Below are 11,158 nucleotides of genomic sequence, written 5' to 3' on the forward strand. Positions count from 1 at the left end.
GGTCATTCATGATTGTATGGAGCATAGCAAACCAAAAAGGCGGGGTTGGTAAAACGACGACCACCATTACGCTGGCTGGTTTGCTTAGTAAACAAGGTAAGCGAGTTCTCTTAGTTGATACAGACCCTCATGGGTCTTTAACCACTTACCTTGGTTACGATTCAGACACTGTTGCCTCAAGCTTGTTTGATCTGTTTCAGCTAAAAGAGTACACCGAGCAAAGTGTGATGCCGTTAGTGATGAGATCCGATATTGAAGGTATCGATTTGATCCCTGCGCACATGTCTTTGGCGACATTAGATCGTGTGATGGGCAACAGAAGTGGTATGGGATTGATTCTCAAGCGTGCGTTATTGGCAATCAGAGGACACTATGACTATGTGTTGATCGATTGCCCACCGATTCTTGGCGTTATGATGGTCAATGCGCTTGCGGCAAGTGATCGTATTTTGATCCCGGTGCAAACTGAATTCCTAGCGATGAAAGGGCTAGAGCGCATGGTACGTACGCTGGCGATTATGCAAAAGTCACGCAATAAGTCATTCAAGGTCACCATAGTTCCGACCATGTATGACAAACGTACACGCGCCTCACTTCAGACGCTACAGCAGTTGAAGAAAGATTACCCAAGTCAGGTTTGGTCATCGGCAGTACCGATAGACACTAAGTTCAGAGATGCCAGTTTAAAACACTTACCAGTGTCGCACTTTGCTTCAGGTAGCCGTGGCGTGTTTGCTTACAAGCAGTTGCTCATTCATCTAGAGAGGTTGGCCATCGATGACTAACCACTCATCGCTCTCAAGCGAACAAGCGCTAGATGATTACTTCTCTGCTCTCCTTGAAGAGAGTATGGAAGGCGACGAGCAACAAATTGATACGCAGGAATCAATACTATCCGTTGTCCCTGAACCTGATTTAGAGCCAATAGAGTTAGAACCGTTAGTTCAGTCTGTGGAAGAAAAGAGCTACTACCGTCTTCCAACAGAGGAAATTGAAGTACCAAAGTTAGATGATGTCGAGCGTCTGCTTAAACAGCTTGAATCGACCAACCCTGTCGCTGAGTTAGAACTTGAAAAAGTGATGGAGCAAAATACGCTCAACATCGCTCAAGTACAAACCAAGCCACAGATCGAAGAAGTTCAAGAGTGGGACATCGAAGAGGTTGCGGTTGAAACTGTTGCCGAGCCCGACATTGTTGTTGAGCAAGAGTTTGACGCTCCTCAAGTAGAAATTGAACAGCCACAAGTGGATGTTGAAACCGTCGCTGACGTTGAACCTCAACTTGAAACACAGTCTGGCAATCGTGGATTAGGTACTTGGCATTCGACTCAGCGGGAAAGCGATTTTCAGGTTCTGTATTTTGACGTGAATAATGTCACTTTTGCCGTTCCACTTGATGAACTTGGCGGTATCCACCGCATTGCTGAACTGAACCATCTTATCGGTCGCCCAGACTGGTATTTAGGCCTTCAGACCAGTCGTGAAGCTCAGTTGGATGTTGTGGATACAGCAAAATGGGTGATGGCTGAAAAGCTCAAAGACGATAGTCACAAAGAAAAGTATCAGTACATAGTCATGCTCGGTGAGAGCATGTGGGGCTTGGCATCCACTGAGTTGATGGGTACCGAGTCATTGAACCCTGAAATGGTACGCTGGCGAGAAACGGCGGGTAAACGCCCATGGCTTGCTGGAATGGTTAAAGAAAAAATGTGTGCTTTGGTCCATGTTGAAGCATTGATAGCTATGCTTAATGCAGGGCTTGATGTCAAAGCACTAGATAGTTAGAACATTTATGCCGATTTAGGCTTAGAGAGGATAAGGTATGTCTCAAACTAATGAAGTAGAAGTAAGAAAAGAGCAGTCTAACGACGAAGTGCTTCAGTGGGTGACGTTCCAACTAGAAGAAGAAACCTACGGCATCAATGTAATGCAAGTACGTGAAGTACTGCGTTACACTGAAATCGCGCCAGTACCAGGTGCACCTGATTACGTGTTAGGTATTATTAATCTACGTGGTAACGTTGTAACAGTTATTGATACCCGCTCACGCTTTGGTTTGATGGAAGGCGAGATCACGGATAATACTCGTATTATCGTTATCGAATCTGAGCATCAAGTCATCGGTATTCTGGTTGATAGCGTGGCTGAAGTTGTTTACTTGCGTTCATCTGAAATTGACACTACGCCAAGCGTTGGTACAGATGAAAGTGCTAAATTCATCCAAGGTGTCAGCAACCGTGATGGCAAGCTGCTTATCCTAGTAGACCTTAACAAGCTACTGACCGATGAAGAATGGGATGAGATGGCTCACCTATAATGGATACGAGTTGGATGACCAGTGCTCCGGTGATTGCCGGAGCGATAGCCTTAATATTGTTGTTTTTAGGCTTAGCGTTATTACGACTAAAGCGTGGACAAACGCGCTCGTCTGAGCATCTTCGTCAACAAAACCGCCATTTAGATAAAGAGCTGCAAAAAACCAATAAACAGTTGTTGGAAGTAAGATCCGTTGTGGTAGGACTTGGGCAACGTGTCAGTGAGCAGCAGGGTATCATTCAGCATTTAAACGAGCGTATTACCGAACTAGAGCAAGCGGACAATGATGGCCGCCTGTATTCTCGGGCGAGTAAGATGGTTCAACTCGGTGCTGACGTCAACGAGTTGATTGAAGAGTGTGAACTGCCGAAAGCCGAAGCGGAACTTATGATGTCGCTACAAAATAAAATCGCCGGCAAGGAAAAGGTACCACCGCTAGAAAGCAGTCCCGAAAGACGAAAAATAGCGGAACGAAAGCGCAGTAGCAGACGATAAAAAAAACGAAAAAGTGCCTAAGGGCACTTTTTTTATGTGTGTTTGTAACCATTTAGTGGTATTTACTAAGAGTTATGCTTAATTATTAACAGATTCTTACTTAGTTTCGTGATTCGTATAGGTCTAATTCTGTTTTGAGATGAAAAGGGTGTGGTAAGATACACCTTCGTAGTTTATCTAGTGATCCCACAAATGTTAGAAGTATCTCAATTGACAGCGATAAGAGACGAAAGAGTTCTCTTTGAATCTTTGTCTTTTACGATTAATTCCGGAGAGTTAGTTCAAGTTGAAGGAAGAAATGGTACAGGCAAAACCACGCTGCTTCGTATTATTACCGGGCTTGGTGATCGCGATAACGGTAGCATAAGCTGGAATGGTGAAGAGATTGAATCGAGTCGGGATCTATTTCATCAGGATTTACTCTTTCTCGGTCACCAGACTGGGGTGAAACGCGAGCTTACTGCTTACGAAAATCTACGTTTTTATCTAAGCATTCATTCAAGTCAACCTTATGACAAACACACAATTTATAACGCGTTAACAAAAGTGGGCCTGGCTGGGCGTGAAGATGTTCCTGTCGGTCAGCTTTCTGCCGGACAACAACGACGCGTAGCGCTAGCAAGATTGTGGTTAAGCGATCATAAACTTTGGATTCTGGATGAACCACTCACTGCAATAGACAAGCAGGGCGTAAAGGTGCTTGAATCACTGTTTTTGCAGCATGCGGAAAGTGGCGGCATTGTTATGTTTACCACGCACCAAGACATGTTCGCAGACAACCCAAAACTTAGAAAAATTAAATTGGGTGATTAACCATGTTTGGCACTATTAATAGCATTATCAGACGTGAGCTTCTTATCGCTTTTCGCCGACAAGCCGATATTTTTAACCCGCTGTGGTTTTTTATTATCGTGATTACTCTATTTCCTCTCAGTATTGGTCCTGAGCCAAATTTATTAGCCCGAATAGCCGCAGGTATTGTTTGGGTTGCAGCCTTACTTTCTGCTCTTCTTTCACTCGAGCGATTATTCCGTGATGATTTTCAAGACGGTGCATTGGAACAAATGATGCTAATGCCTGTCCCATTGCCTATCGTAGTGATATCTAAAGTGATCGCCCATTGGCTATTGACAGGGTTGCCTCTGATATTGATTAGCCCGTTGTTGTCTGTTCTCTTGTCGTTGGATTTCAACACTTGGTCAGCGGTTGTTTTAACCTTGTTGGTCGGTACGCCAACATTGAGCTTTATCGGCGCGATTGGTGTGGCGCTAACGGTGGGGTTACAAAAAGGAGGGGTTTTGTTGAGCTTATTGGTTCTTCCTCTCTATATTCCGATCCTTATTTTTGCGACATCAGCGATTGATGCCGCTTCATTGGGAATGGCGTACAACGGTCAATTAGCAATATTAGGCGCGATGTTTATCGGAGCAATGACGCTAACCCCGTTTGCAATCAGTGCCGCACTTCGAGTAAGTGTAAATTAGATGATTTCGATCAAGCACGAGTTTTCCCCTTTATATAAATTACAAAACTAATAATTGTTTAACAAATAGTTAGACAAACCTGAAGTAAGAGTGAGATCAACAATGTGGAAATGGCTCCATCCTTATGCCAAGCCTGAGTCAGCTTATCAGTTATGCGGTAAGCTCTTGCCATGGTTCTCTGTACTAGCACTGCTATGTTTATCTGTCGGTACTGTATGGGGGCTTGCCTACGCACCTTCTGATTACCAGCAAGGCGATAGTTTCCGAATTATTTATATTCACGTACCAGCCGCGATTTGGTCTATGGGTGTCTACATGTCGATGGCGATAGCCGCATTCATCGGCATTGTTTGGCAAGTACGTTTATCGGATATGGCAGCATCGGCCATGGCACCAATCGGTGCAGTGTATACCTTCATTGCTCTGATCACTGGCGCAATTTGGGGTAAGCCGATGTGGGGGACTTGGTGGGTATGGGATGCACGACTTACCGCTGAACTGATCCTGCTATTTTTGTACCTAGGTGTGATTGCTCTTTACCATGCATTCGATGACCAGAAAACAGCGGCTAAGGCTGCGGGCATTCTTGCCATCGTTGGTGTCGTCAATCTGCCTATCATTCACTTCTCAGTAGAATGGTGGAATACGCTTCACCAAGGCGCAACGATTACAAAATTTGAAAAGCCATCGATTTCTAACGATATGCTTTGGCCGCTATTACTGAACATTTTCGGTTTTGCCTTCTTCTTTGGTTCACTGGCTATGATCCGCTTACGCAACGAGATCATAAGCAAAGAGAGCCACCGTCCTTGGGTGGTGAAGCTGGCGGCGGATAAATCTCAGAGAGGGAGTTAAACATGCATTTTGAATCTTTGAGTGACTTCTTGGCTATGGGTGGCTATGCAGGATATGTGTGGACAGCGTTTGGTGTCACGTTTGGTGCCATGCTGATTTTACTGGTTGTCAGCCTGCGTCGTGGCCGTTCGCTACTTAATGAAGTTCAAGCAAAAGTGGATAGACAAGCTCGTATAGATGCAGCTAAAAATTTGGAGAACACACTATGAACCCAAGACGTAAAAAGAGACTCGGCATTGTTGTCGCGATCTTTGTTGGTATCAGTGCAACCATAGGTTTGATGCTGTACGCACTTAATCAGAATATGGATCTTTTCTATACACCGACTGAACTTGTTAATGGTAAACCCGACGGCACTAAACCTGAAGTAGGCCAGCGTCTTCGTATTGGCGGCATGGTTGTCGTAGGGTCAGTGAAACGTGATACAGAATCTCTGCGTGTTTCATTCGACTTGCATGACGTAGGGCCTAAGGTAACGATTCTGTACGACGGTATCCTGCCAGATCTATTCCGTGAAGGGCAGGGTATCGTTGCACAAGGTGTACTGAAAGATGCGACGACTATCGAAGCATTTGAAGTTCTCGCTAAGCACGACGAAGAGTACATGCCACCTGAAATTGCGGAAGCAATGAAGAAAACGCATGAGCCACTTCAATACACTGAACAACAAAAACAAGGAAGCGATCAATGATTGCTGAAATTGGACATTTTGCCCTAATTGTCTCGTTGGCATTAGCTGTCTTGCTAAGTATTTTGCCAGCGGTTGGGGCATCACGTAACAATATTCTATTGATGAACAGCGCCAGACCTCTGTCTTGGGGCATGTTCTTACTCCTCTTCGTTTCATTTGGTGCATTGCTGTGGGCATTTTATACCAATGACTTTACGCTTAACTATGTAGCCAGCAACTCCAACAGCCAGCTTCCATGGTACTACCGTCTGACGGCAGTATGGGGTGCTCATGAAGGCTCGCTTCTACTTTGGGTGTTAATTCAAGCTGGTTGGACAGTCGCTGTGGCTTCGTTCAGTCGCGGGATGCCTCAAGAATCAGTGGCTCGCGTTTTAGCGGTGATGGGAATGATTACTGTGGGTTTCCTACTGTTTGTTATTCTGACGTCTAACCCGTTCTTGCGTACATTGCCATTCTTCCCCGTGGATGGCCGTGACCTGAACCCACTTCTTCAAGACCCTGGCTTAATCATTCACCCACCAATGCTATACATGGGTTATGTAGGCTTCTCGGTTGCCTTCTCATTTGCAATTGCATCGTTAATGACAGGTCGTCTCGACACGGCTTGGGCACGTTGGTCTCGTCCTTGGACTACAGCCGCATGGCTATTTTTGACGCTAGGCATCGCACTAGGTTCTTGGTGGGCGTACTACGAACTTGGCTGGGGCGGCTGGTGGTTCTGGGATCCAGTAGAAAATGCGTCATTTATGCCATGGCTAGCGGGCACGGCGTTAATGCACTCACTGGCGGTGACAGAGAAACGCGGTACCTTTAAAGCGTGGACTGTACTGCTTGCAATCTCAGCGTTTTCATTGAGTCTGCTTGGCACCTTCTTAGTTCGTTCGGGCATCTTGGTTTCGGTACATGCGTTTGCATCCGATCCCGCTCGCGGTATGTTTATTCTAGGCTTCTTAGTGTTTGTGATTGGCGGTTCGCTGCTACTGTTCGCAGTGAAAGGGGCATCAGTGCGTGTCCGTGGTAACTTTGAACTTGTATCTCGCGAGAATGCTCTGCTTGCGAATAATGTGCTGCTTATTGCGGCGCTAGTTGTCGTACTTGTTGGTACGTTACTGCCACTCGTTCACAAACAGCTTGGATTAGGTTCAGTATCGATCGGTGCGCCATTCTTTGACATGTTGTTTGCTTGGTTAATGATTCCATTTGCGTTCCTGTTAGGTATCGGTCCTCTGATCCGCTGGAAGCGTGACAACTTGTCTGGGCTAGTTAAACCGATGCTCGTGTCGGGTGTGGTATCACTGGTCTTTGCTGCTGTGTTTGTTGTTCTTCTATCAGAACGTTTCCAGTTTATGGCTTACCTAGGTTGGGTCATGTCTTTGTGGATCCTGTGTCTACACGGTTACGAACTTCACCAACGCGCGACACATCGTCATTCGTTTGTCGAAGGTGTGAAGAAACTGCAACGCAGCCACTGGGCGATGATGCTTGGTCACCTCGGTTTAGCCGTTACTGTGATTGGTATTGCGATGGTGCAAAACTACAGCATCGAGCGTGACGTAAGGCTTGCGCCAGGCGAACATTTTGAAATCCAAGGTTATGACTTCTACTTCCAAGGTCTACGCGACAAAGATGGTCCTAACTACGATGGTTACATTGCTGACTTTGAAATTACTCGCGACGGCAAGTACATCAACACCTTACATGCTGAGAAACGATTCTATACCACCGCACGCTCTATGATGACTGAAGCGGCGATTGATCGTGGAATCACGCGAGATCTTTACATAGCGATGGGTGAACGCTTAGACGATAACAAGTCTTGGGCGGTACGTATTTACTACAAACCGTTTGTTCGCTGGATTTGGGCTGGTTCGTTATTGATGGCTCTTGGTGGAGCAATTGCGATCAGTGATAAACGTTACCGCTTTAGAAAGAGTGCGAAGAAGCAGGAGGCATAATGAATAAGAAGTTTCTGTTTATTCCCCTAGTGGCGTTCTTGGGCTTGGTGGCAGTCTTTGCCACCCAGCTAGTTAAAAACCAACACGGTGATGACCCAACTAAATTGGAATCTGTGTTAGTTGGCAAAGAGGTGCCTAAGTTCAAGTTAGAAGACCTAGCTGAGCCGGGTAAACTCTATGATCAGGCCATCTTTAAAGGCGAGCCGCTACTACTTAACGTATGGGCGACTTGGTGCCCTACTTGTTATGCAGAGCACCAATACCTGAATGAACTGGCGTCTCAAGGCGTCAAGATTATTGGTATGAACTATAAAGATGATCGAGAAAAAGCGGTCGGTTGGCTGAATGATTTAGGCAATCCGTATTTGATCAGCTTGTTCGATGGCAACGGTATGCTTGGGTTGGATCTTGGTGTTTACGGTGCTCCTGAAACATTCCTAATTGATGCGAACGGCATTATTCGCTACCGCCATGTTGGCGATGTGAATACGCGAAACTGGAATGAGAAGCTTAAGCCAATGTATGAAGCAATGTTGGCGGAGGCGAAGCAATGAAAAAGTGGATACTCGCTATCGCGACCAGTTTGTTGTTTGCGCTGACTGCTCATGCTGCAATTGAAGTGTATGAGTTTGATACATTGGAACAAGAGCAGCAATTTAAAGAGCTTGGCGGCACGCTTCGTTGTCCTAAATGCCAAAACAATACCATCGCGGATTCGAATGCCGAATTGGCTGTCGATTTACGTCAAAAAGTCTATGAAATGACCAAAGAAGGTAAATCAAAGCAAGACATCATCGATTATATGATTGCTCGCTATGGTAATTTCGTCACTTACAACCCGCCGTTTACAGTCGCGACTTCAATCTTGTGGTTAGGTCCCATTGCCGTGGTAATGTTTGGTTTTGGTTTCATTCTTATTAGAAGCCGCAAAACCAAGACCAACACAAAAGCCGACAGCCAGCAGTGGGATGCCGATAAAGAAGCACGCCTAAAGGCTCTGCTTAATGAAAAGAATGATGGAGACAAGCAGTAATGACACTATTTTGGATAGCTTCAGTCATTCTTATTGCAATCAGTATTGTCATGATTGCCATGCCTTTCATTAAAAGAAAGAACAACAACGATGCTGAATTGCGTGATGAACTCAACAAAGCGTTTTATAAAGATCGTCTTGAAGAGCTGGAAGAAGAAACCGATGAAGGTTTGGTCGACAACCAGCAAGACTTGATTGAAGATCTTAAGCAATCATTGTTGGACGATATTCCAGCAGATAACGCCAAACAGCAGGAGAGTAACACCTCTGCGCTGGCCGTTATTGTGCCTTCAGCCTTATTGGTTATCGGTCTCTCTTATGGCCTTTACTTTAAGTTCGGTGCTTCGCAAGACGTTATGCAGTGGCAGCAAGTTAGTGCTAACTTACCCGCCTTGTCTAAGAAACTGATGTCTCCTGAAGGCGCAGCGTTAAGTGATGACGAGATGGCTGATTTGACGTTAGCATTGCGTACCCGCCTACATTACCAACCAGATGATTCTACTGGCTGGCTACTGTTGGGACGTATCGCATTGGCGAACCGAGATATCGATACGGCGATTGGTGCGATGAAAAAAGCGTACAACCTCGAAGCTCAGAATACCGACATCATGCTCGGTTACGCGCAAGCGTTGATGCTTTCACAGGATGATGTCGATCAGGATAAAGCTCGCAATATACTCGGTAAGCTTGTTCAGCAAGATTACGTCGATTTGCGCGTCTTCTCCTTACTGGCGTTTGACTCATTCGAGCGTAAAGATTTTGCTGCTGCGGTTCGTTACTGGAGCATTATGCAACAGATGATTGGTCCTGAAGACAGCCGTTATGAAATGCTAAGCAGAAGTATCGAAAATGCACAAAAGCAGATGGGTCAACAAGTTGGTACTGGCAAGTCTGTCGCGGTAAGCATTTCGCTTGGTGCTGGTGTGAACGCTGATCCGAACTCATCATTGATTGTGTCTGTGCATTCTGCCGATGGTTCACCAATGCCGGTCGCCGCTGCTCGTTACCCATTAGGCACTTTCCCAAGAACGGTAGTGTTGGACGATGGTAACAGTATGCTCCAAGACAGAAAACTCTCTTCCCTTGATTCTTTAATGGTTCGCGTGCGCATCGATAGTGATGGAAACGTTGCAACGAAAGAAGGGGACTGGTTTGGTGAGAGCGAAGCCGTTAAAATGGGTGAACCAGTTGAAGTTATGATTAATAATCAGTATTAATAACTGTAGGTTATTCATTGCAGTAGGCCGGTGTTTTCACCGGCCTTTTTTATGGAAATTATAATAATGAAGAGTATCAACTCGCGGTTAGGGATTTTACTATGCGCAGTGTTATCATTGTCTGGATGTGCCAGCACGCCTCCCGATGATGAGCAAGGCTTAAGCCAGCAACAAGCCTATGATCCTATTGAAGGTTTCAACCGTTCAATGTGGACCATTAACTATGATTATCTAGACCCATATTTCGTACGACCTGTCTCTTTGGCCTACGTAAATTACGTGCCAACTCCGATCCGCAGTGGCATCCGTAACTTTTTAGGCAACCTCGATGAACCCTCTAGCATGATTAACAATCTGTTGATGGGCAATGGCAGTAAAGCGCTTGACCACTTTAACCGCTTTTGGATTAACACCACGTTTGGCTTAGCGGGTTTAATCGATATCGCATCAGAGGCGGGCATCACTGACCATAATGAAAAAGCGTTCAGTGACGCAGTGGGTCATTACGGGGTAGGGAATGGCCCCTACGTTATGGTTCCGGGTTACGGCCCATGGACTGTCCGTGAAGCGACAGATGTTGTCGACGGTATGTATGTACCGTTGTCCTTTCTTAATATCTGGGCAGGGCTAGGTAAATGGGCATTAGAAGGAATGGAGACTCGTGCAGTGCTCGTTAACCAAGAAGTGCTGCTTGACAACTCGCCTGACCCGTATGCATTGACTCGTGATGCTTATATCCAGCGTCAGAACTTCAAAGCTGAAGTCGTAACAGATGACTACGATGAGGATCAAGAAGCGTTTTTGGATGAGTATCTCGAAGAGTTCTAAAGCGCTGGATATTGTTGATAAAAAAGGGCTTGGTCATCGACCAAGCCCTTTTTACTAAATATTTCTAATGATTAGAACGTGTAGTTAGCTTGTACACCGATTAGCCATACATCGCCTGAAATCTCACCCTCAAAGTTACCACCAGTTAATGCAGCAAATTCATCTGATTTATCACGTGGTTCTTTAATTGGCGCATCTTTGGCTAGGATATAAGTAAAGCCACCGTCTAGTGAGAATTGGTCAGTGAACTGGTAGCTAGCTCCTAGACTTAACCATGTGCGGTC

15 protein-coding genes are annotated in these 11,158 nt (G+C 45.6%); 14 read left to right on the forward strand and 1 reads right to left on the reverse strand.

Annotation, left to right across the window (positions count from 1 at the left end):
* Positions 1-8 precede the first annotated feature (8 nt).
* The 14 genes from DA100_RS20300 (at position 9) to DA100_RS20365 (ending at position 10,874) form a co-directional block, all read left to right on the forward strand.
* Positions 9-785: a ParA family protein gene (locus DA100_RS20300; RefSeq protein WP_138973790.1), complete on the forward strand. Its 777-nt coding sequence runs from the start codon at positions 9-11 to the stop codon at positions 783-785.
* Positions 778-1,785, forward strand: a complete 1,008-nt coding sequence (locus DA100_RS20305; protein ID WP_138973791.1) for a chemotaxis protein CheW — start codon at positions 778-780, stop codon at positions 1,783-1,785. The genes DA100_RS20300 and DA100_RS20305 overlap by 8 nt, the downstream gene beginning before the upstream one ends.
* Before the next feature lie 37 nt (positions 1,786-1,822).
* Complete coding sequence (locus DA100_RS20310; RefSeq protein WP_004413313.1) at positions 1,823-2,317, forward strand: chemotaxis protein CheW; 495 nt, start codon at positions 1,823-1,825, stop codon at positions 2,315-2,317.
* On the forward strand, positions 2,317-2,811 hold the full coding sequence (locus tag DA100_RS20315; protein ID WP_138973792.1) for a DUF2802 domain-containing protein: 495 nt from the start codon (positions 2,317-2,319) through the stop codon (positions 2,809-2,811). Before DA100_RS20310 ends, DA100_RS20315 begins: the two co-directional genes overlap by 1 nt.
* 192 nt (positions 2,812-3,003) lie before the next feature.
* Positions 3,004-3,624: a cytochrome c biogenesis heme-transporting ATPase CcmA gene (gene ccmA / locus DA100_RS20320; protein WP_138973793.1), complete on the forward strand. Its 621-nt coding sequence runs from the start codon at positions 3,004-3,006 to the stop codon at positions 3,622-3,624.
* Positions 3,625-3,626: 2 nt separating this feature from the next.
* Positions 3,627-4,295, forward strand: coding sequence for a heme exporter protein CcmB (ccmB, locus tag DA100_RS20325; RefSeq protein WP_138973794.1), 669 nt, complete (start codon positions 3,627-3,629; stop codon positions 4,293-4,295).
* Between the two features lie 102 nt (positions 4,296-4,397).
* On the forward strand, positions 4,398-5,150 hold the full coding sequence (locus DA100_RS20330; RefSeq protein WP_138973795.1) for a heme ABC transporter permease: 753 nt from the start codon (positions 4,398-4,400) through the stop codon (positions 5,148-5,150).
* A gap of 2 nt (positions 5,151-5,152) precedes the next feature.
* Positions 5,153-5,359, forward strand: coding sequence for a heme exporter protein CcmD (gene ccmD / locus DA100_RS20335; protein WP_138973796.1), 207 nt, complete (start codon positions 5,153-5,155; stop codon positions 5,357-5,359).
* Positions 5,356-5,841 (forward strand): cytochrome c maturation protein CcmE, encoded by a 486-nt coding sequence (gene ccmE / locus DA100_RS20340; RefSeq protein ID WP_138973797.1) that lies wholly within the window; start codon positions 5,356-5,358, stop codon positions 5,839-5,841. The genes ccmD and ccmE overlap by 4 nt, the downstream gene beginning before the upstream one ends.
* Entirely contained in the window at positions 5,838-7,796 is a 1,959-nt protein-coding gene (locus tag DA100_RS20345) for a heme lyase CcmF/NrfE family subunit (RefSeq protein WP_138973798.1), read from the forward strand. Before ccmE ends, DA100_RS20345 begins: the two co-directional genes overlap by 4 nt.
* Positions 7,796-8,350, forward strand: a complete 555-nt coding sequence (locus DA100_RS20350; protein WP_138973799.1) for a DsbE family thiol:disulfide interchange protein — start codon at positions 7,796-7,798, stop codon at positions 8,348-8,350. The genes DA100_RS20345 and DA100_RS20350 overlap by 1 nt, the downstream gene beginning before the upstream one ends.
* Positions 8,347-8,829 carry a cytochrome c-type biogenesis protein gene (locus DA100_RS20355; RefSeq protein ID WP_138973800.1) on the forward strand — a complete coding sequence of 161 codons (483 nt, stop codon included), beginning with the start codon at positions 8,347-8,349 and terminating at the stop codon, positions 8,827-8,829. The genes DA100_RS20350 and DA100_RS20355 overlap by 4 nt, the downstream gene beginning before the upstream one ends.
* Complete coding sequence (gene ccmI, locus DA100_RS20360) at positions 8,829-10,046, forward strand: c-type cytochrome biogenesis protein CcmI (RefSeq protein WP_138973801.1); 1,218 nt, start codon at positions 8,829-8,831, stop codon at positions 10,044-10,046. Before DA100_RS20355 ends, ccmI begins: the two co-directional genes overlap by 1 nt.
* A 66-nt stretch (positions 10,047-10,112) precedes the next feature.
* Positions 10,113-10,874 carry a VacJ family lipoprotein gene (locus DA100_RS20365; RefSeq protein WP_138973802.1) on the forward strand — a complete coding sequence of 254 codons (762 nt, stop codon included), beginning with the start codon at positions 10,113-10,115 and terminating at the stop codon, positions 10,872-10,874.
* A gap of 71 nt (positions 10,875-10,945) precedes the next feature.
* On the opposite strand, the gene DA100_RS20370 is transcribed toward DA100_RS20365, so the two are convergent.
* The coding region (locus DA100_RS20370) for an outer membrane protein transport protein (RefSeq protein ID WP_171052269.1) at positions 10,946-11,158 on the reverse strand (213 nt) is incomplete at its 5' end.

The organism is Vibrio sp. Hep-1b-8, assembly GCF_006124995.1.
Taxonomy (GTDB): Bacteria; Pseudomonadota; Gammaproteobacteria; order Enterobacterales; family Vibrionaceae; genus Vibrio.